Origin of the sequence: Polaromonas sp. CT11-55 (genome assembly GCF_047303325.1) — a bacterium.
GTDB lineage: Bacteria > Pseudomonadota > Gammaproteobacteria > Burkholderiales > Burkholderiaceae_C > Polaromonas.
The window spans coordinates 1-25359 of sequence record NZ_JBKBEX010000038.1; the positions used below are offsets into that span (position 1 = coordinate 1).

Annotated in this window: 26 protein-coding genes; 10 read left to right on the plus strand and 16 right to left on the minus strand. The window is 64.0% G+C overall.

Features of this window, described 5'->3' with window-relative positions:
• Window positions 1-615: ProQ/FINO family protein (locus tag ACEN8I_RS22675; protein WP_413330895.1), on the plus strand; the 615-nt coding region annotated here is incomplete at its 5' end.
• A 7-nt stretch (window positions 616-622) separates the two neighbouring features.
• Here the strand turns inward: ACEN8I_RS22675 and lepB are convergent.
• The 12 genes from lepB to ACEN8I_RS22735 form a co-directional block, all read right to left on the minus strand.
• The gene (lepB, locus tag ACEN8I_RS22680) at window positions 623-1291 is read right to left on the minus strand and encodes a signal peptidase I (RefSeq protein ID WP_413330896.1); all 669 of its coding nucleotides are present in this window, start codon (window positions 1289-1291) and stop codon (window positions 623-625) included.
• Window positions 1292-1351: 60 nt separating this feature from the next.
• A complete protein-coding gene (gene htpX, locus ACEN8I_RS22685) occupies window positions 1352-2227 on the minus strand; it encodes a protease HtpX (protein ID WP_074576146.1) in 876 nt (291 codons plus the stop codon).
• A gap of 108 nt (window positions 2228-2335) precedes the next feature.
• Window positions 2336-3085, minus strand: a complete 750-nt coding sequence (locus ACEN8I_RS22690) for a DUF3025 domain-containing protein (RefSeq protein WP_413330898.1) — start codon at window positions 3083-3085, stop codon at window positions 2336-2338.
• 5 nt (window positions 3086-3090) lie between these two features.
• On the minus strand, window positions 3091-3873 hold the full coding sequence (locus tag ACEN8I_RS22695) for an NYN domain-containing protein (protein WP_413330899.1): 783 nt from the start codon (window positions 3871-3873) through the stop codon (window positions 3091-3093).
• Between the two features lie 3 nt (window positions 3874-3876).
• Window positions 3877-4938, minus strand: coding sequence for a dihydroorotase (gene pyrC / locus ACEN8I_RS22700; RefSeq protein ID WP_413330900.1), 1062 nt, complete (start codon window positions 4936-4938; stop codon window positions 3877-3879).
• A gap of 156 nt (window positions 4939-5094) precedes the next feature.
• Entirely contained in the window at window positions 5095-5832 is a 738-nt protein-coding gene (locus ACEN8I_RS22705) for an amino acid ABC transporter ATP-binding protein (RefSeq protein ID WP_074576141.1), read from the minus strand.
• 52 nt (window positions 5833-5884) lie between these two features.
• A complete protein-coding gene (locus tag ACEN8I_RS22710) occupies window positions 5885-6571 on the minus strand; it encodes an amino acid ABC transporter permease (RefSeq protein ID WP_007864719.1) in 687 nt (228 codons plus the stop codon).
• Window position 6572: 1 nt separating this feature from the next.
• Complete coding sequence (locus ACEN8I_RS22715; RefSeq protein WP_413330901.1) at window positions 6573-7295, minus strand: amino acid ABC transporter permease; 723 nt, start codon at window positions 7293-7295, stop codon at window positions 6573-6575.
• A 106-nt stretch (window positions 7296-7401) separates the two neighbouring features.
• Entirely contained in the window at window positions 7402-8292 is an 891-nt protein-coding gene (locus ACEN8I_RS22720; protein ID WP_413330902.1) for a transporter substrate-binding domain-containing protein, read from the minus strand.
• Between the two features lie 226 nt (window positions 8293-8518).
• Window positions 8519-9976: an aspartate ammonia-lyase gene (locus ACEN8I_RS22725; RefSeq protein WP_074576795.1), complete on the minus strand. Its 1458-nt coding sequence runs from the start codon at window positions 9974-9976 to the stop codon at window positions 8519-8521.
• 133 nt (window positions 9977-10109) lie between these two features.
• A complete protein-coding gene (locus tag ACEN8I_RS22730; RefSeq protein WP_413330903.1) occupies window positions 10110-11072 on the minus strand; it encodes a LysR substrate-binding domain-containing protein in 963 nt (320 codons plus the stop codon).
• Between the two features lie 281 nt (window positions 11073-11353).
• Window positions 11354-13201, minus strand: coding sequence for an ABCB family ABC transporter ATP-binding protein/permease (locus ACEN8I_RS22735; protein WP_413330904.1), 1848 nt, complete (start codon window positions 13199-13201; stop codon window positions 11354-11356).
• Window positions 13202-13255: 54 nt separating this feature from the next.
• Between ACEN8I_RS22735 and ACEN8I_RS22740 the strand changes: the two genes are divergently transcribed.
• Complete coding sequence (locus ACEN8I_RS22740; protein WP_007864700.1) at window positions 13256-13693, plus strand: acyl-CoA thioesterase; 438 nt, start codon at window positions 13256-13258, stop codon at window positions 13691-13693.
• On the opposite strand, the gene ACEN8I_RS22745 is transcribed toward ACEN8I_RS22740, so the two are convergent.
• The 3 genes from ACEN8I_RS22745 to ACEN8I_RS22755 are packed head-to-tail and all read right to left on the minus strand — an operon-like array spanning window position 13690 to window position 16240.
• On the minus strand, window positions 13690-14487 hold the full coding sequence (locus ACEN8I_RS22745; RefSeq protein ID WP_413330905.1) for a crotonase/enoyl-CoA hydratase family protein: 798 nt from the start codon (window positions 14485-14487) through the stop codon (window positions 13690-13692). The two genes, ACEN8I_RS22740 and ACEN8I_RS22745, sit on opposite strands and share 4 nt — an antisense overlap.
• On the minus strand, window positions 14484-14858 hold the full coding sequence (locus ACEN8I_RS22750) for a hypothetical protein (RefSeq protein WP_413330906.1): 375 nt from the start codon (window positions 14856-14858) through the stop codon (window positions 14484-14486). Before ACEN8I_RS22750 ends, ACEN8I_RS22745 begins: the two co-directional genes overlap by 4 nt.
• The gene (locus ACEN8I_RS22755; RefSeq protein WP_413330907.1) at window positions 14855-16240 is read right to left on the minus strand and encodes an acyclic terpene utilization AtuA family protein; all 1386 of its coding nucleotides are present in this window, start codon (window positions 16238-16240) and stop codon (window positions 14855-14857) included. The genes ACEN8I_RS22750 and ACEN8I_RS22755 overlap by 4 nt, the downstream gene beginning before the upstream one ends.
• Before the next feature lie 106 nt (window positions 16241-16346).
• Here ACEN8I_RS22755 and ACEN8I_RS22760 point away from each other — a divergent pair, with 106 nt between their 5' ends.
• From ACEN8I_RS22760 to ACEN8I_RS22790, 7 genes are all read left to right on the plus strand, one after another.
• Window positions 16347-17222, plus strand: a complete 876-nt coding sequence (locus ACEN8I_RS22760) for a branched-chain amino acid ABC transporter permease (RefSeq protein ID WP_413330908.1) — start codon at window positions 16347-16349, stop codon at window positions 17220-17222.
• 6 nt (window positions 17223-17228) lie between these two features.
• A complete protein-coding gene (locus ACEN8I_RS22765; RefSeq protein ID WP_413330909.1) occupies window positions 17229-18305 on the plus strand; it encodes a branched-chain amino acid ABC transporter permease in 1077 nt (358 codons plus the stop codon).
• Window positions 18302-19099: an ABC transporter ATP-binding protein gene (locus tag ACEN8I_RS22770; RefSeq protein ID WP_413330910.1), complete on the plus strand. Its 798-nt coding sequence runs from the start codon at window positions 18302-18304 to the stop codon at window positions 19097-19099. Before ACEN8I_RS22765 ends, ACEN8I_RS22770 begins: the two co-directional genes overlap by 4 nt.
• A complete protein-coding gene (locus ACEN8I_RS22775) occupies window positions 19096-19893 on the plus strand; it encodes an ABC transporter ATP-binding protein (protein ID WP_074576124.1) in 798 nt (265 codons plus the stop codon). The genes ACEN8I_RS22770 and ACEN8I_RS22775 overlap by 4 nt, the downstream gene beginning before the upstream one ends.
• 127 nt (window positions 19894-20020) lie before the next feature.
• Complete coding sequence (locus ACEN8I_RS22780) at window positions 20021-21874, plus strand: AMP-dependent synthetase/ligase (RefSeq protein WP_413330911.1); 1854 nt, start codon at window positions 20021-20023, stop codon at window positions 21872-21874.
• Between the two features lie 33 nt (window positions 21875-21907).
• Window positions 21908-23083 carry an ABC transporter substrate-binding protein gene (locus tag ACEN8I_RS22785; RefSeq protein WP_413330912.1) on the plus strand — a complete coding sequence of 392 codons (1176 nt, stop codon included), beginning with the start codon at window positions 21908-21910 and terminating at the stop codon, window positions 23081-23083.
• Between the two features lie 103 nt (window positions 23084-23186).
• The gene (locus tag ACEN8I_RS22790; RefSeq protein ID WP_413330913.1) at window positions 23187-23771 is read left to right on the plus strand and encodes a YdeI/OmpD-associated family protein; all 585 of its coding nucleotides are present in this window, start codon (window positions 23187-23189) and stop codon (window positions 23769-23771) included.
• A 53-nt stretch (window positions 23772-23824) separates the two neighbouring features.
• On the opposite strand, the gene ACEN8I_RS22795 is transcribed toward ACEN8I_RS22790, so the two are convergent.
• Window positions 23825-24268: a hemerythrin domain-containing protein gene (locus ACEN8I_RS22795; RefSeq protein ID WP_413330914.1), complete on the minus strand. Its 444-nt coding sequence runs from the start codon at window positions 24266-24268 to the stop codon at window positions 23825-23827.
• A gap of 90 nt (window positions 24269-24358) precedes the next feature.
• Between ACEN8I_RS22795 and ACEN8I_RS22800 the strand changes: the two genes are divergently transcribed.
• Window positions 24359-25315, plus strand: a complete 957-nt coding sequence (locus ACEN8I_RS22800) for a complex I NDUFA9 subunit family protein (RefSeq protein ID WP_413330915.1) — start codon at window positions 24359-24361, stop codon at window positions 25313-25315.
• The last annotated feature ends 44 nt before the right edge of the window (window positions 25316-25359 follow it).

The following is a 25359-nucleotide window of genomic DNA, read 5'->3' on the forward strand; positions in this document are numbered from 1 at the left end:
CCGCAGCAGCGCACGCGTGAAGTCCACCCGGTGCTGGAAAAGCTGTTCGAGCTCTATCCGAAAATGTTCGGCGCGCAGTTCCTGCCGCTCAAGCTGGGCGCCTTCCAGGACCTGCTGGCCGAGAACCCGGACACCTTCAAGCGCGATGAGCTGAAAGTCGCGCTGGGCCTGCACGCGCGTTCCACCCGCTACCTCGAATGCGTGGCGGCCGGCCTTCCGCGCCACAACCTGCAGGGTGAGCCCGTGGAGCCGGTGGCACCCGAGCATGTACACCATGCCATCATGGAAGTTTTCCGGCGCCGCCAGGCGCGCTCCAAGGAGGATTTGCGCCCCAAGGTGCGCGCCCGCCTGGTCGCCGCCATCGAGGCCTCGGGCCTGAGCCGCGAGGAATATGCCGAACGCACCCACACCCAGGACGAAACCGCCAATGCGCTGCTCGATGAGGCCTTTGCCGAGATCGCGGTGCAGACCGCCAAACGCGAAGCCCTGATGCGCGCCTTTGAAGCCAGCGGCAAAACCGTGGAACAGTTTGCCGAGATGTACGGCATGAATCCGGCCGACGTCGCCCAGGCCGTGGAGCGCACGCGGCGAGCCGGTGCGGCCCAGCCTCAATAAGGCCCGGTCAATACAGCGAGCGGCCGAAACGCTCGAAGCGCGGCTGCCACTTCTCGAGGATGTCGGCCGACACCAGGATGCGTTCGGCCCGGCCTATCAGCAGCTGGCGCGGCACCAGGCCTATGTAGCGTGAGTCAGCGCTGTTGTCGCGGTTGTCGCCCAGCATCAGGAACTGGTCAGGGGGAATGGTGATCGGGCCCCAGTCGTCCTTGGCCTTCACGCCGGCCAGCCACTGGATTTCATGCTGCCCCTGGGCCGTGGTTTCCTTGAGGTGCGTGGCCACGAGCACACCCACCGGGCCAGCCGGCTCCAGCGCCGTGTCCAGCGCCTCATAGCGCGCCGCCTGGCCGTTGATGATGAGCACCTTGGCGCGCATTTCCACGACGTCGCCCGGCACAGCCACCAGGCGCTTGATCAGGCGCACGCCATCCACCGGCGAGGAAAAAGTCACGACATCGCCGCGCTGCGGGTCGGCGGTGCGCGCCAGCACCGTGTCGGTCAGCGGGATCTTGACGTTGTAGGCCAGCCGGTTGACGAAGACCACGTCGCCTTCAAGCAGGTTGGGCCGCATGGAGCCCGATGGAATGGGGTTCCAGTCCGCGATCGCGGTGCGGAACAGCCCGAACAACAACAGCAACACCAGAAAACTGCGGTTCTGCCTGAGCCAGCTTTTCATGTTTTCACTCCTGTGAAGAAAAAAAGGGCGCCCTGTGCGGGGCGCCCTTTGATGTGATGTTCAAGCCTGGCTGTTTTGCAAAGCCGCGATGCGCTCTTCGATCGGCGGGTGCGTGGCAAACAGCTTGCCTATGCTGCCGGTGATGCCCATGGCCGCCACGGCCTTGGGCAGCTCACCGGGCTGCATGCCGCCCAGGCGGGCCAGGGCGTTCATCATGGGCTGGCGCCGGCCCATCAGCTGCGCGGCGCCGGCGTCGGCGCGGAACTCGCGCTGGCGCGAGAACCAGGCCACGACGATGGCCGCGGCAAAGCCCAGCACGATGTCCAGCACGATGGTGCTGACGTAGTAGCCGATGCCGGGGCCGGAGTTGTTGTCGCTGCCGCGACGCAAAAAGCTGTCGACGGCGTAGCCGATCACGCGCGAGAGGAAGACCACAAAGGTGTTCATCACGCCCTGGATCAGGGTCATGGTGACCATGTCGCCGTTGGCGACGTGGGCGATCTCGTGGCCCAGCACGGCTTCGATTTCTTCCTTGGTCATGCCTTGGAGCAGGCCGGTGGAGACAGCCACCAGCGAGGAGTTCTTGAAGGCGCCGGTGGCAAAGGCGTTGGGCTCGCCTTCAAAAATGCCGACTTCGGGCATGCCGATCTGGGCCTTCTCGGCCAGCTTGCGCACGGTCTCGACGATCCAGGCTTCGTCGGCGTTCTGCGGCTCGTTGATGAGGCGCACACCGGCGCTCCATTTGGCGACCGGCTTGCTGATCAGCAGCGAGATGATGGCGCCGCCAAAGCCCATGACCAGCGCAAAGCCGAGCAGCGCCGTCAGGTTCAGGCCGTTGGCCGTGAGGTAGCGGTTCACGCCCAGCAGGCTGGCGACGATGCCCAGCACCGCCACAACGGCGATATTGGTCAGGACAAACAGGAAAATACGTTTCATGGGTTCTCCGTGGGGTCGGTAAAAAAGCCCGCCTTGCGCAGGATATGAGGGCCCGCGGGTCCGGTTCAAGCGGTACCCGCGCCTAAGTCGCTGATTTTTATCTGTTATTTATGACGGTCTTGGCGGCCGGAATACAAGGGAGTCATCATAAAAGGAAAAGTTCTCGTTCTCGGGCCACCAGCCGGGCACGCCCAGCACCGGCAAGGGCGCAAAAGGCTTGGCGGCCAGCCTGGCGGCGCTGAGGTCGGCCGCCACCCAGGCGTCCAGCTCGGCGAGAGTGCCCATGGGCGGCTGCGCCAGGTAGACGTGGGCAGTGATGGCTTTGCGGGGGGTCAGGAGCTTCTCGAGCAGCGCATGGCCGAACAGCACCAGCCTGGCCTGCTGCCACATCGCCCTGTGGGTGATGAAAAGGGTTCTCCAGTCGCGGGCGAGCAGCGCGTCCCACAGGGGCTGCGGCGCCGACAGGAAGGCGGCGTTTTCGTCGAACACCGTGAGCGCATCACGCACGGGGCCGCGCACAGGCGCTATGCCCGCGGCGTCGATCTCGGCGGCCTGCAGCTGGTTGAGTTTTCGTTTGGTGTCCGGGAAGCGCATCCAGCACAGGCCGTTGAAAAAATCATGCGCGCCTTCGCGCGTGGGGCACAGCCGGGTCCTGGCGATAAAGCTCTCATAGGCTTCGCCCGAAGGCAATGTGCATTGGGGCGCGAAGCAGACCGGCGCAGGCTGGACGGCATTGAGCGCCTGGTGCAGCGCAACACCCGCTGTCACCGCACAGGCGGCGCGCTGGCCGGGTTCGCGCCAGGCTTGCAGCCAGGGTCTTTCCCAGTCTATGGGGGGCAGCGGCGGCGGACTTGCCATGGTATTCAGGCCTTGGCCGGCTTGGCTTGCTTTCTGTCGCGCACCATGACCGTGGACTTGCCTTCGTCGGCGATGTCGAAGAGCTGGGTGGCCACCAGCAGCTTGGTCAGCGTGGCATAACCGTAGTTGCGGTGGTCGAAGGAGGCCTGGTTGGCGATCTGCGTGCCGACCGCCCCCACACGCGCCCAGCCCTCATCGTCGGCCGCGGCCTGTACCGCGTTGCGCAGCAGCATGACGAGCTTGGCGTCCTGGCGCAGCTGCGCGGATGTGACCCGCAGGGGCGCGGCGGAGACGGCCTCCCCGTCGTCCTTGTGGTCGCCATGGGCGCTGCCTGCAGCGGCGTCGGCCGCAATGGGGCGCAGCTTGTCGAGGAACAGGAAGCGGGAGCAGGCGTTGACGAAGGGCTCGGGCGTTTTCTGCGCGCCGAAGCCGTAGACGGCCGCGCCCTTGGCGCGCAGGTGCATCACCAGTGGCGTGAAATCGGCATCCGAAGAGACGATGCCGAAGGCGTCGGGTCGGTCGGTGTAAAGCAGCTCCAGCGCGTCTATCACCATGGCCATGTCGCTGGCGTTCTTGCCCTTGGTGTAGTCGAACTGCTGCATGGGCCGTATGGCGTGCTCGTGCAGCACCTCTTCCCAGCCTTTGAGTTCGTTTTTCTTCCAGTTGCCGTAGGCGCGCCGGATATTGGTTTCGCCGAAGGTCGACAGCTCGTTGAGGATCAGGTCGATTTTGGACGCCGGCGAGTTGTCGGCGTCTATGAGCAGGGCAACGCGCGGCTTGTGGTCCATGGTTCAGCTCCCGGTATCCAGTTTCCAGGGCAGGTTCTCGCCGGAGCGCAGGGGCTTGAGTTCGGCCTCGCCGAATGCGTAGCTTTCGGGCGGGTGCCAGCTTTCCCTCCTGAGGGTGATGCTGCCGGTATTGCGCGGCAGGCCGTAGAAGTCGGCGCCGTTGAAGCTGGCGAAGGCCTCGAGCTTGTCCAGCGCACCGGCCGCGTCGAAGGCCTCGGCGTACAGCTCCATCGCGGCATGGGCGGTGTAGCAGCCCGCGCAGCCGGTGGCGTGCTCCTTCAGGTGGGCCGGGTGCGGCGCGCTGTCGGTGCCGAGGAAAAACCGCGCATTGCCGCTGGTGGCGGCTTCGACGAGCGCCAGACGGTGGGTTTCGCGCTTGAGCACCGGCAGGCAGTAATAGTGGGGGCGTATGCCGCCGGTGAAGATTGCGTTGCGGTTGTAGAGCAGGTGGTGGGCCGTAACGGTCGCCCCCGTGAACTTGCCCGCATCGCGCACGTAATGCGCCGCTTCCCGGGTGGTGATGTGCTCAAACACAATCTTGAGCTCGGGGAAATCGCGGCGCAGCGGGATCAGCTGGGTGTCTATGAACACCGCCTCGCGGTCGAACAGGTCGATGTCGGACGAGGTCACCTCGCCGTGCACCAGCAGCAGCATGCCGGCTTTTTGCATGGCTTCCAGCGTTTTGTAGGTCTTGCGCAGGTCGGTCACGCCGGCGTCGCTGTTGGTGGTGGCGCCGGCCGGGTAGAGCTTGGCCGCGACCACGCCGACATCTTTGGCGCGGGCAATCTCCTCGGGCGGCAGGTTGTCGGTGAGGTAAAGCGTCATCAGCGGCTCGAACTGCACGCCGGCCGGCACGGCTGCCTGAATGCGCTCGCGGTAGGCCGCGGCCTGCGCGGCGGTGGTCACCGGCGGGCGCAGGTTGGGCATGATGATGGCGCGGCCGAATTGTGCGGCGGTGTGGGGCACCACGGTGTGCAAGGCCTCGCCGTCGCGCACATGCAGGTGCCAGTCGTCGGGGCGGGTCAGGGTCAGGGTTGAAACAGGGGTTCGGGTGGCGGAGGTCATGGCCTGAATTGTCGCACCGCCCGGGGCCACCGGGGACAAAGCCGCCAAGGCCGGCCCGGGCGGCGCGCCATGAAAAAAGCCCCGCATTGCGGGGCTTTTTTGTTTTTTCTTCTTCGTAGGCAGTTGCGGTGATCTTTCAGCGCGCTCTGTGCTTTTTCAGTGGGACAGGATCTTGTTGAGGAAGTCCTTGGTGCGCGCCTTGCGGTTTTCGGGATGGTTGAAGAACTCGTCCTTTGAGCAGTCTTCCAGGATCTTGCCGCCCACGTCCATGAAAATCACGCGGCTGCCGACCTTGCGGGCAAAGCCCATCTCATGGGTCACCACCATCATGGTCATGCCTTCGACGGCCAGGCCCATCATGCAGTCCAGCACCTCACCGACCATTTCGGGGTCCAGCGCGGAAGTGGGTTCGTCAAACAGCATGGCGATGGGGTCCATGCTGAGCGCACGGGCGATCGCCACGCGCTGCTGCTGGCCGCCCGAGAGCTGGCCGGGGAATTTGTCCTTGTGCGCCATCAGGCCCACGCGGTCCAGGTACTTGAGGCCGTGTTTTTTGGCCTCGTCGACCTTGCGGCCCAGCACCTTGACCTGCGCCAGCGTCAGGTTTTCCGTGACGCTCAGGTGCGGGAACAGCTCGAAGTTCTGGAACACCATGCCGACGCGGCTGCGCAGCTTGGGCAGGTCGGTCTTGGGGTCGTGCACGGCCTTGCCGTCGACGAAAATCTGGCCCTTCTGGAAGGGTTCCAGCGCGTTGATGGTCTTGATCAGGGTGGATTTGCCCGAACCCGAAGGCCCGCAGACCACAACCACTTCACCCTTCTTGATGCTGGTGGTGCAGCTGTTGAGAACCTGCACGTCGCCGTACCATTTGGAAACTTCTTTCAACTCAATCATGTTCTTCTCCGGTGTGCTCTTTGAGATTTGCGTGTCTTGACGATGCGCGGTCTCAGCGAATGATGGCGATTCTGCTGTTCAGGCGCTTGACCATATAGGACAGCCCGAAGCAGATCACGAAATAAATCACGGCGGCCAGCAGGTAGGCCTCTTCAGGACGGCCGTAAATCTTGCCGGCGGTGCTGAAACCCTTGAGCAGGTCGTAAGCGCCGATCGCGTAAACCAGCGAGGTGTCCTGGAACAGGATGATGGTCTGCGTCAGCAGAATGGGCACCATGTTGCGGAAAGCCTGCGGCAGGATGATCAGCTTCATGTTCTGCGCGTAGGTCATGCCCAGGGCGCGCCCGGCGTTGACCTGGCCGCGCGAGATCGACTGTATGCCCGCGCGCATGATTTCGCTGAAATAAGCGGCCTCGAAAGCGACGAAGGTGATGATGGCCGAAATTTCGGCGCGGTAATTGCTGCCGCCGGGAATCAGGCTGTAAAACGACGCCGGCACCAGCAGGAAGAACCACAGGATCACCATGACCAGCGGAATCGAGCGCATGCCGTTGACGTAAAAGGTCGCAGGGATGGTCAGGAATTTTTTGCCGGAAAGGCGCATCAGGGCCAGCACGGTACCGAAGATGATGCCGCCTATGGTGGCGATCACGGTCAATTCAATGCTGAAAATAAAGCCCTTGACGACGAACTGGGAGATCATGTCCCAGTTCAGGAAGCTCATGTCGAGTCCAAGCATGTCAGTGACCTCCGCCCGTTGAGCCGGCGACGACGAAGCCCGGGATTTGCACCCGCTTCTCGACAAAGGCCATGACCCGGTTGACCGCGAAGGCCGAAACGGCGTACAGCGCCGTCACCGCCAGGTAGATTTCAATGCCGCGCGAGGTTTCTTCCTGCGCCTGCATGGCGAACATGGTCAGTTCCGCGATAGACACCGCGAAAGCCACGGAGGAATTCTTCAAAAGGTTCATCGATTCGCTGGTGAGCGGCGGAATGATGATGCGAAAAGCCATGGGCAGGATCACGTAGCGGTAGGTCTGCAGGGTCGTGAAACCCATGGCCATGCCGGCATAACGCTGGCCGCGCGGCAGCGCCTGCACGCCCGCCCTGACCTGCTCGGCAATACGCGCCGACGTGAAAAAGCCCAGGGCAAACACCACCAGGATGAAGCTGGGCAGCTCCTTCATGGCGGGGAAAATCTTGGGAACCACGAAATACCAGATGAAAATCTGGACCAGCAGGGGAACGTTGCGAAACAGCTCGACCCAGGCGTTGGCGAAACGCACAAGCCAGGGGCTGCTCGGCAAGGTGCGCAGCGTGCCTATGATCGCGCCAAACAGCATGGCGATCACCCAGGATGCTCCGGCGACGGACAGCGTCCAGCCCCAGGCATCAAACATCCACTGCAGGTAGGTTCGACCGCTACCGTCATCATTCAAAAATACCCGCCAATCCCAAGTCATCACGGCTCCAGCAAATGGTTGTTGTGTTGTTTTCCCTGCGACGGTAAACGGGAAACCCCGCCAGTGCAAGGCGACCGGCGGGGTTGTTCAATTTACCTGGCCAGAATTACTTCTGTGCGTACTCTTCCATGGGCTTGTCGTTCGGGTTGTCCCAAGCCGCCTTGGTACTGGCGCTCAGGGCCAGGCCAACCTTGGTGTTCTTCGGAGGAATCGGCGACAGGAACCACTTGGTCCACAGCTTGTTCATTTCGCCCGACTTGATCATGCCCTTGACGGTGTCGTCAGCCAGGCGCTTGAGCAGCGGGTCGTCCTTGCGGATCATGATGGCGATGGGCTCGACGCTCAGCACTTCACCGACGATCTTGAAGTCCGAAGGCTTCTTGGCGGTGGCGATGTTACCGGCCAGGATGGAACCATCCATCACGAAGGCATCGGCGCGGCCCGACTCGAGCAGCAGGAAGCTGTCGGAGTGGTCCTTGCCGAAGATTTCCTTGAACTCGACGCCGGTGGCGCGCTTGTTCTTGCGCAGCGTCTGCACGGAGGTGGTGCCGGTGGTGGTCGCCACGGTCTTGCCGCTCAGTTGGGCCACCGAGGTGATGCCGGAATTGGCCTTCACGGCGATGCGGACTTCCTCGACGAAGGTGGTCACGACGAAAGCCACGTCTTTCTGACGGGTCGCGTTGTTGGTGGTGGAGCCGCACTCGATGTCGACCGTGCCGTTCTGCACGAGGGGAATGCGGTTCTGCGAGGTTACAGGCTGGTATTTGACTTCCAGCTTGCGTTCGGCGGCCTTCTCGAGATTGGCCAGTATGCGCTGGCAGATCTCGACGTGGTAGCCGGTGTATTTGCCGTCACCCAGGGTATAGGACAGCGCGCCCGAAGAATCGCGAACGCCCATGGTGACAACGCCGGAAGCCTTGACTTTGGCAAGGGTGTCGGCAAATGCGGCGCCGGTGGCGAGCAAGGCGACGGACAGAGCGACAAGCTTGAGTTTCATGGAATCTCCTGTAATGAATGAAACGGTTAGCGAACTATTCTAGAGAGATGGTACCCGGGACTGGCCTAGGTTTACCCGGCCTCTCACACGGGGGAATGCGGACTGTGTGGACGGCGCTTGGCGGCAAACCCGCGCAAAGCGGCGATTCCCGGGTTTTTCCAAAGTGGTGCGCGCATGAGAAGTCCGGAACTATACGGCAGATACAAGCAGTCTTTGTGCCAGCCCGTCAGGCGACCAGCGGAAGGGGCTGCGTGAGCTTGTCGGGCACCAGCAAGGCCTCGACCTCGGCCTGCGTCATGATGCCCAGCGACTCCGCGATCTCGGCAATCGGCGCGCCAGTGGCGATGGCCGTCTTGGCAATGAGCGCGGCCTTTTCGTAGCCGATGATGGGGTTGAGCGCCGTGACCAGGGTCACCGATTCGCGCACGCGTTTGGCCAGCAATTCGCGGTTGGCCTCTATGCCGGCGACGCAGTGGGTCTGCAGCGTCAGGCAGGCCTGGCTCAGGTGCTCGATGCTCTTGAAAAGGCTCCATCCCATGATGGGCTCGAAGGCGTTGAGCTGCAGCTGGCCGGCCTCGGAGGCCATGGTCACGGTCATGTCGTTGCCTATCACTTCAAAGGCAACCTGGTTCATGACCTCGGGGATCACCGGGTTGACCTTGCCTGGCATGATGGACGAGCCCGCCTGGCGCGGCGGCAGCCGGATGTCGCCGAAGCCGGCCTGCGGGCCGCTGGAGAGCAGGCGCAGGTCGTTGCAGATCTTGCTGAGCTTCGTGGCCACACGCTTGAGCACGCCGGAAAGCTGCACGAAGGCGCCGGTGTCCTGCGTGGCCTCGATCAGGTTGGCGGCCTTTTCGACCGGCACGCCGCACTCTTCGGCGAGATGGCGGCAGACGATGTCGGCGTAGCCGGCCGGCGCATTGATGCCGGTGCCTATGGCCGTGGCGCCCAGGTTGATTTCCTGGATCAGCGCGCGTGCTTCGCGCAAGCGGGCCTCGTCCTCACCGATCATGACCGCGTAGGTGAGGAATTCCTGGCCCAGCGTCATGGGCACGGCGTCCTGCAACTGGGTACGGCCGATTTTGAGCACGTCCCGGAACTCGTGCGCCTTGGCCTCGAAGCCGCCGCGCAGGATGGCCATGGAGGCCAGCAGGCGCTCGATGGCAAACCACAGGGCAATGCGCACGGCCGTGGGATAGACGTCGTTGGTGCTTTGCGAGGCATTGACGTGGTCGTTGGGGTGCAGCACGTCGTAACGGCCTTTTTCCACACCCAGCTTTTCGAGCGCGAGGTTGGCGATGACCTCGTTGGCGTTCATGTTGGTGGAAGTGCCGGCGCCGCCCTGGATCACGTCGACCACGAACTGATCGTGGTACTGGCCTGCAATGAGTTTTTCACAGGCGCTCATGATGGCGGCGGCCCGCCTGGCGTCCAGCGTGCCCAGCTGCTGATTGGTGCGCGCCGCGGCCTTTTTGACAAAGCCCAGCGCGCGTATCAGGTCGGGCATGGCCGAAATGCGGGTGCCGGAGATGGGGAAGTTTTCGACCGCGCGCGCCGTGTGCACGCCCCAGTAGGCGCTTACGGGAATCTGCTTTTCACCGAGAAAGTCGTGCTCGGTGCGTGTGGCCGCCGCAGGCGTGGGAGCTGGCTCGGCAAGCGGGGTGAAGGAGGAGTCTGGGGGCACGGGCAACCATCAAATTTTGGACGTCACGAACTGTAAATTTGCGGGTCTTAAAACACCAATGCTGTTTCAACGATCTTCCATGCATTTTTCTTATAACCACCTAGGGTTACTACTAGTGTATGTATCTATTCCCCTATCGCGCGACCGGGCCGACCCCCGCCCGAGGCGCGGCTTTTTCCCGGCTGCCGGTTTGCGCCTGCAGGTAGCTCCACAAGGCCTGGGCATGGCTTTTGGCGGATTCCCTGGAGGTGGGACGCTCCCGGTAAACGCGCACGTCCATGGTCATTTCGAGGTTGCCGCCGGCGCTCACGAGTTTTTTGGCCCGCAGCTCCTTTTTGACGGCGCTGAGCGGCAAAAAGGCGATGCCGTGGCCTTCCAGGGCCATGGCCTTGAGGCCTTCGGCCATGTCGGTCTCATAGACGCGATCCAGGTGAATGGCCGTGCTGGACTGCTTCAGGAGCATGTCCACCATGCGGCCCAGGTAGGCGCCGGGCGCATAGCCCAGGTAAGGCAGGGGTTGGCCGGCGCGCCCCGGCAGGCTGTACTCGGGCTCGCCCGAGGCGGTGGCCCGTACAAAAGGCGCCAGCACTTCCTGGCCCAGCGACACCATCTCGTAGCGGTCCGGGTCCAGCTGGAAAGGCTGGGAATCATGGTGGTAGGCGATCAGCAGGTCGCAGCTGCCCTCGACCAGGCGCAGCACCGCGTCGTGCACATTGAGCGCGATCAGCCGGCTCTTGATGGGGCCGAATTTCTCGCGCAGGCTGCTGACCCAGGCCGGGAAAAAGGTGAAAGCCAGCGTATGCGGCACGGCGAACTCGATGACGTCCTGTCCGGCCGAGGTATGGCCGCGCAGCATGGCGCGGGTGGACTGCAGGCCCTGCAGCATTTCCAGCGACTGGCTGTACAGGGTCTCGCCGGCCGGGGTCAGGCGCGTGGGATAAGAGCTACGGTCCACCAGGTCGGTGCCGGCCCAAGCCTCCAGCGCCTGGATGCGCCGCGAAAACGCCGGCTGGGTGACGTGGCGCAGTTGGGCAGAGCGGCTGAAACTGCGGGTTTCAGCCAGACTGACGAAATCTTCCAGCCATTTGGTTTCCATAGACCTAGCGATCGCGGTAGGACGCGCCCGGGGGGGGCGTCATGGCGCGCACCGGCAAAACAGGGCGCAGGCGTTCAAAGTGACTGGCGTGAAGGCTCATTCAGGCTCCAAAAGGCAACCCAAACGGCCAACATTGGCCGCCGGGTCTTCCGATTATGCGAGCCCGTGAGGCATTTCGGCCTACGGGGAATCCCATGGCAGGCGATGGGAACGCATTCGCCGCAAATATCGCGCTCGATTTGTCCATAGGAAGACAATCCTGTTGTTCGGGCGCGCCCCGCTCAGGCCTCGGGAGAGCTCTGCTGCAGCGCCCACATGCGCGCATAAGCGCCTTCGGTTTCCAGCAGTTGCGCATGCGTGCCGCGCTCCACGATGCGCCCGCCGTCCATCACCAGGATTTCATGCGCGTCAACCACCGTGGAAAGCCGATGCGCGATCACCAACGTGGTCTTGTTCTGCGCGGCGGCACGCAGCTCGGTCTGGATGGCGCGCTCGTTGGCCGAGTCCAGCGCCGAGGTGGCCTCGTCAAAAATCACCACGGGCGGGTTTTTCAGCAGGGTGCGGGCGATCGCCACGCGCTGCTTTTCGCCGCCCGAGAGCTTGAGCCCGCGCTCGCCCACCATGGTCTGGTAGCCCAGCGGCGTGGAGGCGATGAAGCCGTGGATACGGGCCGAGCGCGCTGCCTCCTCCACTTCTTCATGGGTGGCGCCCGGCTTGCCGTAGGCGATGTTGTATTCGACCGTGTCGTTGAACAGCACCGTGTCCTGGGGGACGATGCCGATCGCCTGGCGCACGCTGGACTGCCTGACCTGCTTGATGTCCTGGCCGGCGATGGTGATGCGGCCCTGCTGCACGTCGTAAAAGCGGTAGAGCAACCGCGCCAGCGTGGACTTGCCGGCGCCCGAGGAGCCCACCACCGCCACGGTCTTGCCCGGCGGGATCTCAAAGCTCACGTTGTGCAGGATGGGGCGAGCGGGATCGTAGGCGAAGTTCACGTTCTCAAAGCGCACCGCCGGCGAGCCCTCGATGGCGATGGGCCCGGCACCCGGCAGGTCGGCGATTTCGCGCTCTTTTTCCATCAGCACGAACATCTTGTCGAGGTCGGTCAGGCTTTGCTTGATCTCGCGGTAGATCACGCCCAGGAAGCCTAGCGGGATGTAGAGCTGGATCATGAAGGCATTGACCATGACCAGGTCGCCCAGCGTCATGCGGCCGTCCACCACCCCCTGCGTGGCGCGCCACAGCATCGCGACCAGCCCGATGGCGATGATCAGCTGCTGCCCGGCGTTGAGCAGGCTCAAGGTGTTCTGGCTCTTGATGGCCGCGCGCCGGTAGCGCAGCAGGTTTTCGTCGTAGCGGGCAGCCTCGAATTCCTCGTTGTTGAAATACTTGACGGTCTCGTAATTGAGCAGCGAATCGATGGCCCGGCTGTGGGCCGACGAGTCCAGCTCGTTCATGGTCTTGCGAAACTGCGTGCGCCATTCGGTCACCGTGACGGTGAAGAAGATATAGAACACCAGCGCGATGCCGGTGATGACGGCAAACCAGACGTCGAACTTGACGGCCAGCAGGCTCAGCACCAGCGTCACTTCGATCAGCGTCGGGATGATGCTGTAGAGCGAGTACGAAATCAGCGAATGCACGCCGCGCGTGCCGCGCTCGATGTCGCGCGTCATGCCGCCGGTCTGCCGCTCCAGGTGAAAGCGCAGGCTGAGCGCGTGCAGGTGGCGAAACACCTCCAGTGAAATCCGTCGTGCCGCGCCTTCAGTGGCCTTGGCGAACACCAGCTCGCGCAATTCGGTGAACAGCGTGGTCGACAGGCGCAGCAGGCCGTAGGCCAGCAGCAACGCCACCGGCACCACCAGCACGGCCTGCACGTCGCCTGGCTTGAAGCTCATGGCGTCGACCAGGTTCTTCAGCAGCAGCGGCACGCCCACGTTGGCCAGCTTGGCGCCGACCATGAAGCTCAGCGCCGCCAGCACGCGCCATTTGTAGTCCCAGAGATAAGGGAAAAGGCGTTTAAGCGTGTCCAGGTCGGAGCGCTGGGGCGCCGGCGCCCTGGCGGCGCCCGGCACGGGCGTGACGGGCACGGCAAGGGAAGAATCGGCGGCGGAAGCTCGGGAGCGCATGAGGGACAATCGTGAGGGTTGTTGTAATAACTTTTGACTTTTTAGATTGTGCCTATGTCTACCGAATCAAGCACCCATACGGACATTCATGCCGAGGACGCCCTGAACGTCCAGCTGCCCACCGACAAGGAGCTGGTGCTCAAGGTCATCCCCATGCCGGCCGACTGCAACGCCAACGGCGACATCTTTGGCGGCTGGGTCATGGCCCAGGTCGACCTGGCCGGCTCCGTCGTGCCGGCACGCCATGTCGACGGCCGGCTGGCCACGGTGGCGGTCAACCAGTTCATCTTCAAGCAGCCGGTGCGTGTGGGCGACATCCTGTCGTTTTTCTCCAGCCTCACCCGCATAGGCACCACCTCGATCACGGTCCAGGTCGAGGTCTATGCCGAGCGCTTCCGGGCCCAGGGCCGCTACATCAAGGTCACCGAGGCCAGCCTGACCTATGTGGCGATTGATGATTTCGGCAAGCCACGCAAGATCGCCAAGGACTAATCAAACTCCCCGTGCCGCCCCTGCCCGGCGGCAAAACGGGCAGCGCCGGCAAAAGCATCCGGCAGGCGCTGCTTGCCGCGTTCCCACTCCTGGTGCAAAGCCTCCTCCAGGGGCAAGTCCCACTGCCGGTAGGCACTCAGGCGATCGGCCCGCATCGTGGCCTGCGGGAAGCGGCTGAGCTGCTGCGCCAGTGCCAGCGCGGCATCGCGCGCACTGCCCGCGGGCACCACGCGGTTGGCCAGGCCCATTTGCAAAGCCTCGGCCGCCCCCACCTTGCGGCCGGTCAGGATCAAATCCATCGCATGGCCCATGCCGATAAGCCGCGGGAGGCGCACCGTGCCGCCGTCTATCAGCGGCACGCCGAAGCGGCGGCAATAGATGCCGAAGTAGGCGTCCTCCTCCATCACGCGCATGTCGCACCACAACGCCAGCTCCATGCCACCAGCCACCGCCGCGCCGCTGACGGCGGCAATCACCGGCTTGGACAGCAGCAGGCGCGACGGGCCCATGGGTGCCGGCGGATTGTTGTCGCCAGGCGAAAAATCGAGTTGCCCCAGCACCTGGTCGCCGCCAGTTTGCCCGGTCAGGCGTGCGCCGGCCTGCAGGTCCCAGCCCGCGCAGAAATGGCCGTGGGCGCCGTGGAACACCGCCACGCGCGCTTTCTCATCCACGTCAAAGGCGATAAAAGCCTCGTGCAGCGCGCGCGCCGTTTCAGCATCCACCGCGTTGCGCACCTCAGGCCGGTCCAGCGTGACCACTGTGACTGGCCCTTCCCTGGATAGATGAACGCTCATTGCGCCTCCGGCCACCAGCCCACGCGCGGCGCGGCGCAGGCTTCGGCAAATTCGGCAGCGCTCACCTCGATTTCCATACGCAGCAAGGCCGCCGCCATGGCCTTGCCAAGATTGTCCATGCGCAGGTTGCGCGCCCCGCCGCCCTGCAGCGCGCCCTGTAGGACGAATTTGAGCGCCAGGATGTTGGGCAGGGCCCAGCACTGCACCGTGCCGGGCAGCCAGGGCGCGAAATGCGTCTGCACACGTTCGGCCGTGACTTCGCGCGCGATCAGGCGGTAGCCCGCCTCGTTCCAGGCAAAGAGGCCGAAGTCCACCCAGTCGGCTTTGTCTCCGCTGCGCGCATGCGCGAGTTTGACAAGCTGCACTTTCATGCGGACAGTACCTCTACGCGCACCGCCGCCTCGACCGCCTGCCGGTCCAGCAGCGCGGGCCAGATGCCCAGCAACTCGCTGCTGTTGTTCAGGCCGTGAAAGCCGCAGGTATAGGCCGGCCCGCTCAGCGCCATCCACGGAAACAGCCGGCCGAAACCGTCGGCGACCGCCTTGTCCTGCGTCCGTACCACCAGGCGCACCCAGACCTCGTTGAGCTCGGCCAGCGCCCCGGACGCTGGCAAGGGCGCCAGCGGGCCGTGGGCGGAGTTGAGCCCCGGATATTCGATAAAAAGCTCGTCATGTGCCATGCGCCTGTCGGCCAGCTGGGCCTTCACCATGGCAACCGCCGCCTGCGTCTTGTCCCAGGCATCGGGCCAGCTGAAACCCCAGGTCACCTCGGCCTTGTAGCCCTCGCGAAAGCCACCCACCAGCTTGAGTTGCGCGGGCCGCGGATGGCCGCGCGCGCCCGTCATGCGCACCCTGTCCTCACCCAGGTCTTCCAGTTTCAGCGCCGACATATCCAGCACCACGTCGGGCGACATATAGCGTGTCGGGTCGTGCACCTCGTAAAGCAGCTGCTGGCGCACGGTGTCGAAGTTGATGCGCCCGCCCGTGCCTGGTGCCTTGGTGATCAGCGCCGAGCCGTCCTCGCCAACCTCGGCAATGGGGTAGCCGATGTGGGCCAAGTCGGGAATCGCCTTCCATGCGCCCTGGCTGCCGAAGTTGCCGCCGCTGCCCTGGCCCGAGCATTCGAGCAAATGCCCGACCGCCAGGCCCTGGGCCAGCCTGTCCAGCTCGGGCTGCGTGGCGGCGTCTTCAAGCTTCCAGCCGAATTCATGCACCAGCGGCGCGAGAAACAGCGCCGCGTCGGCCACGCGGCCGGTGACCACGATGTCGGCGCCCTGCTGCAGCGCCGACACGATGGGCCGCGCACCCAGGTAGGCATTGGCAAACACCATGCGCTCCTGCACCGACTCATAGGGCTGCGCGTTGAACATATGCGGCGGCGCCAGCGCCGCCAGCCGCGGCAGGACTTCATCGCCGGTGACCACCGCGATGCGCGCCTTTAAACCTTTGGCCGCAAACGCCGCGCGCAGAGCGGCCGCCGCACCGACCGGGTTCAGCCCGCCGGCATTGCAGATGAATTTGACGCCGCGCGCCTGCATCAAGGGCCACAGCCTCATCAGCATGGGAACCACATCGCGCGCATAGCCCAGCGTCGCGTCGCGCTGGCGGTCCTTTTGCAGGATAGCCAGCGTCAGTTCCGCGAGATGGTCGCTCGCAATGTAGTGCACGCCGCCGCGCTCTATGCTCGCGACCACGGGTTCCCACGCGTCGCCGTAGAAACCCAGGCCCGCGCCGATCCGAACATTTGCATGCATGCGTTGATTACGCTTGATCGCCAATGCGACACGTATTCGGAACAACCCCTAGCGACAGAGCTTTTGGCGACAGCTATAACCAAAGCTCATTACAGGGGAGACGCGATTGCAATTCCTGCAGCTGCTGATCAGCGGCATCGCCCAAGGCTGTATCTACGGGCTGATCGCGCTGGGCTTTGTACTGATCTACAAGGCCACCGAGACGGTCAGTTTTGCGCAGGGCGAGCTGATGATGCTGGGCGCATTCGTCGGCCTGGCCTGCATGAGCCTGCTTGGTTTTCCCTTCTGGCTCGCGGTGCTCAGCGCGATCGCCGGCATGGCGCTGTTCGGCATGCTGCTCGAGCGCCTCGTGATACGCCCCATCCTCGGCCAGCCCGCGTTTTCCATCGTCATGCTGACCATAGGCGTGGGCTACACGGCGCGCGGCCTGATCACCATGATTCCCGGCATAGGCACCGAAACTTATGTGCTGCCCGTGCCCTACAAGGACCAGATCTGGAGCGCCGGCGCGCTGGTCATCAACGTCGAACAGGTCGCCATCATCACCAGCACGGCGGTGCTGTGCCTGGCGCTGTTCGCGCTCTTCAAGTACAGCAAGCTGGGCATCGCCATGCAGGCCTCCTCGCAAAACCAGCTGGCCGCCTACTACATGGGCATTCCCGTCAAGCGGCTCAACGGCCTGGTCTGGGGCCTGGCCTCCGCCGTGGCGGCGATTGCCGGCCTGCTACTGGCGCCCATCACCTTTGTGCACGCCAACATGGGTTTTATCGGGCTCAAGGCCTTCCCGGCCGCGGTGGTCGGCGGCTTCGGCAGCCTGCCAGGCGCCATCGTCGGCGGCCTGGTCATCGGCCTGGTTGAATCGCTCTCGGGCTTTTACCTGCCGGACGGCTTCAAGGACATCGCCGCCTATGTGGTGGTGCTCATCATGCTGATGGTCAGGCCCAGCGGCCTGTTCGGCGAAAAACTGCGCAAAAAGGTCTAAGCCACTATGCGCTTCATCTTTAAAACCAGTTACGGGCAGGACATCAAACTCGCCAAACACCCGGGCCATGTGTTCTGGTACGGCGCGCTGATGCTGGCGCTGCTGGCCGCGCCCTGGCTGGTTGCCGAGTACTGGCTCGCGCAGCTGACCTTTGTGATGATTTACGCCATCGCCGGCTTGGGCCTGATGCTGCTGGCGGGTTTTACCGGCCTGTTCTCGCTGGGCCATGCCGCCTTCCTGGGGGTGGGCGCCTACACCCAGGCCGTGCTGACGAACGCGGGCCTGCCCTTTCCCATCGCACTGGCCTGCGCCGCGGGCCTGTCGGCCGCCGTGGGCCTGGTCGTGGGCTTGCCGGCGCTGCGCGTCAAGGGCATCTACCTGGGCATGGCCACGCTGTCCTTCGGCTTCATCGTCGAAGAGGTGTTCGCGCGCTGGGAAAGCGTGACCGGCGGCAATGCCGGCATCCACATCAAGGTGCCCGACATGTTCGGCTGGAAGCTCGCCAGCGGCGAGTCCTTTTATTTCCTCTGCCTGCTGATCACCGTGGCCGCCACGCTGGCCATCCTCAATCTGCTGCGCTCGCCCACGGGCCGGGCTTTTGTGGCGATTCGCGATTCCGAAATCTCCGCACAGAGCATGGGTATACACCTGGCGCGCTACAAGACCCTGTCCTTCGCGCTGTCGGCGGCGCTGGCCGGCATTGCCGGCGCGCTGTATGCGCACAAGCTGCAGTTCATCTCGCCCGACCAGTTCAACATCCTGCAGTCCATAGACCTGCTGCTCATGATCGTCATAGGCGGCGTGGGCTCGGTGCACGGCGCCTTCCTGGGCGCCATCTTCCTGATCTCCATGCCGCAGGTGATCGCCCTCAGCAAGGACCACCTGCCAGCCGCCATAGGCCAGGCGCCCGGCCTGCAGGCGGCCGTTTACGGCATCGTGCTGATTGCCTTTGTGCTGTTCGAGCCGCTGGGGCTTTACGGCCGCTGGCTAAAGGTGCGTACCTACTTCCAGCTCTTTCCCTTCTATCGCAAGGGCTTGTTCAAGCGGCAGAAATCCTTCCAGAAATCGGACAGACTCAAATGACCGGTATCCTGCTTTCTGCCAAAGATCTCAGCGTGCGCTTCGGCGGCGTGCTGGCCGTCAACAAAGTGAGCTTTGACGTCAAAGAAGGCGAGGTCTTCACGCTGATAGGCCCCAACGGCGCGGGCAAGACCACGGTGTTCAACCTGATCAGCCGCATCTACACACCCACCAGCGGCGAAATCGAATACCGCGGCGAAAAGCTCACGATCCAGCCGCCGCACAAGATCGCCGCGCTGGGCATCGCCCGCACCTTCCAGAACATCGAGCTGTTCGAGCACGCCACCGTGCTGCACAACCTGCTGATAGGCCGGCACACGCACTGCCAGACTGGCCTGCTGCACGACCTCTTTTTCACCACCAAGGCGCGCGAGGCCGAACTGCAGGCGCGCGAAAAAGCCGAGCAGGTGATCGACTTCCTCGATTTGCAGCACCATCGCGACTCCATGGTGGCGGGCCTGCCTTACGGCGTGCGCAAGGTGGTGGAACTGGCGCGCGCGCTGTGCACCGAACCGCGGCTGCTGCTGCTCGACGAGCCCTCGTCGGGCCTCAACGTGGAGGAAACCGGCGATATGGCCTTCTGGATACAGGACATCCAGCACGAGCTGGGCATCACGGTGCTGATGGTCGAGCACGACATGTCGCTGGTCTCGCGCGTCTCCGACCGCGTGCTGGCCATGAACCAGGGCGAGGTGCTGGCCGTGGGCACGCCGCGCGAGGTGCAGACCGACCCCGGCGTGATCGAGGCTTACCTCGGTTCGGTCGATGAAGTGTCTTCCCTGAGGAGAACAGCATGAGCGCGGTTCCGCCGCCCGTCAGCGACCAGCCGGTCCTCAAGCTGCTCAACGTCGAGAGCGCCTACGGCCCAATCAAGGCCATACGCGGCGTGAGCCTGCAGGTGCGGCGCAGCGAGATCGCCACCGTGCTGGGCTCCAACGGTGCGGGCAAGTCCACCATCCTCAAAACCATCTCGGGCATTCTGGACCCGCGCAAGGGCTCCATCGACTTCAAGGGCCAGGACATCACGGCGCAGGACCCGGCTTTCATCGTGCAGCAGGGCCTGAGCCATGTGCCCGAGGGCCGCGAGGTGTTTCCGTTGCTCAGCGTGCGCGACAACCTGCTGATGGGTGCCTACACCCGCAAGGACCGCGACGGCGTGGCGCTGGACATGGAAGCGGTCTACGGCTACTTTCCCATCCTCAGGGAGCGCGCGCTGCAGGACGCCGGTCTGCTCTCGGGCGGCCAGCAGCAGATGCTGGCGATCTCGCGCGCTCTCATGGCCTCGCCCGACCTGATATTGCTCGACGAGCCCAGCCTCGGCCTGTCGCCCAAGCTCACCAAGGAGATCTTCGAGATCGTGGTGCGCATCAACCGCGAGCGCGGCACTACGATTTTGCTGGTCGAGCAGAACGCCAACATGGCGCTCAACGCCTCCGATTACGGCTATGTGCTCGAGAACGGCCGCATCGTGATGGAAGACACCTGCGCCCGCCTGCGCGAGAAGGACGACATCAAGGAGTTCTACCTCGGCATGAAGGAAGACGGGGTACGCGGGGAACGACGCTGGAAAAAGAAGAAAACCTGGAGATGATTAAGACGCCCCCCCTAGCGGCCTTCGGCCGCCTCCCCCCACTGGGGGACGATGCTGGCGGCCCGGCAAAGCCGGTTCCGCGGCATCCTTGCACGGACTCAGTTGGGTCGCGGCAATGGAGGTTTGAATGAGCAATCTTTGGGACTTAAGCCACATCCAGCCCGAACATGACATCGTCATGCCGGGCGAGACGATTCCCGCGATTTTCTGGAACGCTGTGGAGCAGCGCGGCACCAAGACCTGGATGCGGCAGAAAAAGCTGGGCATCTGGCGCAGCTGGAGTTGGGCACAAACCGGTGACGCAGTGCGCGAGATCGCGGCCGGCCTGCTGAGCCTGGGCTTTGCGCGCGGCGAGTGTGCCTCCATCCTCTCCAACACCGTGATCGACTGGGTGCTGGCCGACCTGGCCGTGCTCAGCTGCGGCGGCGTTTGCAGCGGCATCTACCCGACCGACGCGGCCTCCCAGGTGCACTACCTGTGCGAGGACTCGCGCACCACACTGCTGTTTGTCGAGGACGACGAGCAGCTCGACAAGGCACTCGAAGTGCGGCCGCAACTGCCGCTGCTGCGCCAGGTGATCGTGTTCGACATGGAGGGCCTGCGCGAGCTGAGCGACCCTGACGTGATGAGCCTGGACGCGTTGCGCGCGCTGGGCCGCGGCTACCTGGCCGGGCACCCCGACGCTGTGGAAGAACGCGCCGCCGAGTGCCAGCCTGAAGACCTGGCCATCTTGGTCTACACCTCTGGCACCACCGGCAAGCCCAAGGGCGCCATGCACAGCCAGCGCGGCCTGGTGTTTACCGCGCGCGGCTACAACACGCTGGTGGCGCAGGACGAGAGCGATGAGCGCATGTGCTTTCTGCCGCTGTGCCACATCGCCGAACGCATGGGCGGCGAGTATTTTTCGCTGTATGCGGGCGCCAAACTCAACTTCGTCGAGAATCCCGAGACCATTCCCGAGAACGTGCGCGAGATCGCGCCCACGGTGTTCACCGCCGTGCCGCGTGTGTGGGAGAAGTTCTATTCCGGCGTGATGATCGCGCTCAAGGAAGCCAGCTGGCTGCAGCAGGCCGCTTACGCCTGGAGCATAGGCGTGGGCATGCGCATCGTCGACACCGTGCTGGCGGGCCGGCCGGTGGGCACCGGGCTCAAGCTCCAGTTCACGCTGGCGCGCTGGCTGGCGCTCAACAACACGCGAAAGCTGATCGGCATACACCGCGCGCGCTTTTGCGTAACGGGCGCGGCGCCGATTTCACCCGACCTGGTCAAGTGGTACATGGCGCTGGGCGTGCCCATGCTGGAGGTCTGGGGCATGACGGAAACCTGCGGCGCGGCCAGCGGCGTGCCGGCCAGCCGCATGAAGCCCGGCTCCATAGGCCCGGCGGCCGGCTACAACGAGATGCGCCTGGATCCGGCCACCGGCGAGATCCTGGTGCGCGGCGCCAACGTCTTCATGGGTTACCTGAACCAGCCCGAAAAAACCGCCGAAACCCTGGATGCGAACGGCTGGCTGCACACCGGCGACGTCGGCGTGGTGGACGAGGATGGCTATTTCAGGATCACCGACCGCATGAAGGACATCATCATCACCGCCGGCGGCAAGAACATCACGCCCAGCGAGCTGGAGAACGAGCTCAAGTTCTCGCCCTATGTCACCGACGCGGTGGTCATAGGCGACAAGCGGCCCTACCTCACCTGCATCATCATGATCGACCAGGAAAACGTCGAGAAATTCGCCCAGGATGCGGACATACCCTTCAGTAATTACGCCAGCTTGACGCGGGCGGTCGAAGTGCAAGAATTGATCCAGTCGGAAATCGACCGGGTCAACAAGAAGTTTGCGCGGGTCGAGCAGATCAAGAAATTTTTCCTGCTCGACACACAGCTCACGGCGGAGGACGAAGAACTCACGCCGACCATGAAGCTCAAGCGCAAGCTCGTAGAACAAAAATACGCCCCGCACATCGAGGCCATGTATTGAGCACCGAGTGAATAAAACTTTAAGGAGACAAAGATGAAACTGAAGTCAACCGCCGCCCTTTCCGCGCTGGCCTGTGCCGCCGCCCTGTCCGCGTCGCCGGCGCTGGCGCAAAGCCAGGGCGTGAGCAAAACCGAAATCACGCTGGGCTCCATCCAGGACCTGTCGGGGCCGCTGGCGGGCTTCGGCAAGCAGATACGCAACGGCATGACCTTGCGCGTGGACGAGCTCAACGAGCAGGGCGGCATCAACGGCCGCAAGATCAAGCTCATCGTCGAGGACTCGGGCTACGACCCCAAGAAGGCGGTGCTGGCGGCGCAGAAGCTGGTGAACCAGGACAAGATTTTCGCCATGGTGGGCCACCTGGGCACGGCGCAGAACCTGGCGGCCATGCCGGTGCAGTTCGAGAAAAACGTCATCAACTTCTTCCCGGTGACGGCCGCCCGCGAGATGTACGAGCCCTTTCACAAGCTCAAGTATTCGTTTGCCGCCACCTACTACGACCAGATGAAGGCCGCCGTGCCCAAGCTGGTCAAGGAAAAGAACGCCAAAAAGGTCTGCTCCATGTACCAGGACGACGAGTTCGGCCTGGAAGTGCAGCGAGGCGCCGACGATGGCCTGAAATCCATAGGCATGACCATGGTCGAGAAAACCTCCTTCAAGCGCGGCGCGACCGATTTTTCGTCACAGGTCGCCAAGCTCAAGGCCTCCGAATGCGATCTGGTGGTGCTGGGCACCATCATCCGCGAAACCATAGGCGGCATAGGCACGGCGCGCAAACTGGGCTACAACCCGGTCTTCCTGGGCTCCAGCGCCGCCTACACCGACCTGATCCACAAACTGGGCGGAAAGGCCATGGACGGCCTTTACGCCACCATGACGGTGCAAAACCCCTACCTGGACGAGGCCTCGCAACCGATACGCTTCTGGGCCAACAAGTACAAGACCGCCTTCAATGAAGACCCGACGGTGTTCTCGGTCTACGGCTATACGGTGGTCGACAGCTTCATACGCGCCTCACAAAAAGCCGGCGCCAACCTGAGCACCGACAGCTTCATCAAGGCCATGGACACCATGGTGATCCCGGCCGACATCTTCGGCAGCGCCGAAGGCAAGTTCGGCCCGCAAAAACGCCTGGGCAACAACCAGTCGCGCCTGTCCCTGCTGCAGGACGGGCGCTGGAAAGTGGTGTCAGACTACATCACGCACTGAGCGGTGCGACCGGCCTTCGCGGCCTCACGCAAAGCCGCCTTCGGGCGGTTTTTTCATAGGCCCTGGGCTTGCCCCCGTGCGGAAGCGTCACGCACAATGCCGCATGCCCGCATCACCCGACACCCTCGCCATCCTCCACTGCAAAACCACCAAAAGCTGGGAAACCTGGCTGGCCAAACACCATGCCAGCAGTCCCGGCATCTGGCTGCAAATCGCCAAGAAAGATTCTGGCATCGCTTCCACGACGCATGCGCAAGCGCTGGAGGCCGCGCTCTGCCAGGGCTGGATAGACGGCCAGCGCAACGCGATGGATGACCAGTTCTTCCTGCAGAAATTCACGCCGCGCCGCGCGCGCAGCACCTGGTCCAAGATCAATTGCGACAAGGCCATGGCGCTGATCGCGTCGGGCCGCATGCAGCCCGCGGGCCTGGCCGAAGTCGAACGCGCCAAGGCCGACGGCCGCTGGGACGCGGCCTATGACGCGCAGAGCAAGATCACCGTGCCCGAGGACCTGGCGGCCCTGCTGGCAAAAAAGCCCAAGGCCAAGGCCTTTTTTGAATCCCTGGACTCGCGCAATCGCTTCGCCATCCTGTTCAGACTGCAGACCGCCAAAAAAGCCGAGACGCGCGAACGCCGGCTTGCACTGTTTTTCGCCATGCTGCAGCGCGGGGAAAAAATCCACCCCTGAAAGCGGCCGCGGTGGCGCCGCCGCAAGGAATGCGGCATGCGTGCCGTATCGCTTCAGTCCTTGGTGCGCTGCGAGACAAACTCGCCTTCGTAGCCCTTGGCCAGCGACAGCTTCTCGGCCTCGCTGAGCGCCTTGCCCGCGAGCTGGAAGATGCCCTGCTCCTCATCCTCGAGGTGGTGGTGGATCTTGTGGTGCAGCTCCCTGGCCGTGGCCAGCCAGGCCGGCGAGCTGAAGTCGGTGCTCTCCAGCGTTTCCACCAGCTTGTCCATCTGGTGGTGTTCCGCGATGCCGTGCCGTGAGGGCTCCTGGGTCATGTCGTGCGCGATCAGCGGGACATAAAAAAAACGCTCCTCGGCCGCCGCATGCGCCGCCAGTTCGCGTTTGAGCTCCTTGAACAGGGAATTCCGGTCCGGACTGTCGCCCTGCGTCTTGACCAGGTGGTCGGCCAGGGCGCGCTGGGTGTCATGGCTGATTCGCAATGCTTCAAAGATATTCATCCGCAAAGTATGCGAAGCAGGCCGTCCCCGGCGTGTAGGCCAAGACCGGATTTCAGCGCAAGGCAGGGCAAAAGCGCTAAATTAGGGCCTATGAACAAAATCCTTCTTCTGGGCGGCACCGGCTTTGTCGGACGCCATGTGTGCGAAAAGCTGGCGCGGCTGCAATGCCGTGTCACCGTGGTCACGCGCCGGCTGGCCAACGCGCGCCACCTTCAGATGCTGCCGCTGGTCGACGTGGTCGAGGCCGACGCCCACGACAGCAGCTCGCTGGCGCCGCTGCTGGCCGGCCACGATGCCGTTGTCAACCTGGTCGCCATCCTGCACGGCTCGCAGGCCGCCTTCGACAAAGCCCATGTGCAGTTGCCGCTGGAACTGGCCCGTGCCTGCGAGGCCAGCGGCCTGCGGCGCATCGTCCACATCAGCGCGCTGGGCGCGTCGCCCGGCTCGCCGTCCATGTACCAGCGCAGCAAGGCGCGGGGCGAGGCCGTGATGCTGAGCACTGGGCTGGACGTGACCGTGCTGCGGCCCAGCGTGATCTTCGGCGCCGAGGACAAATTCCTCAACACCTTCGCACGGCTGCAGCAAGTAATTCCGGTGATTCCGCTGGCCGCCGCCGATGCGCGCTTGCAGCCCGTATGGGTGGAGGACGTGGCGGACGCCATCGTGCACTGCCTGCGGGATGCCGACACCGTGGGGCAGATTTATGAAGTCTGCGGGCCCGAGGTGTTTACGCTCAGACAGCTCGTGAAGCTGGCGGGCCGCTACGCCGGCGTCAACGGCGGCAAGGGCCGGCCCGTGATCGCGCTACCCGCGCCGCTGGCCCGCCTGCAGGCCGGCCTCATGGAACTGGCCCCCGGCGAACCCATGCTCAGCCGCGACAATCTCGACGCCCTGGCCAGCGACAACGTGGCCACCGGCAAGCTGCCCGGCCTGCAGGCGCTGGGCATACACCCGGCGTCGCTGGACGCCATCGGCCCTTCCTACCTCGGCGAGCAGGGCCTGCGCAGCGGGTTGACGGCCAAGCGCAAGACGGCGGGCCGGTTTTAGGCAATGCCGGGACGGCACCTTCGGCAAGGCACCTGCCACGCCGG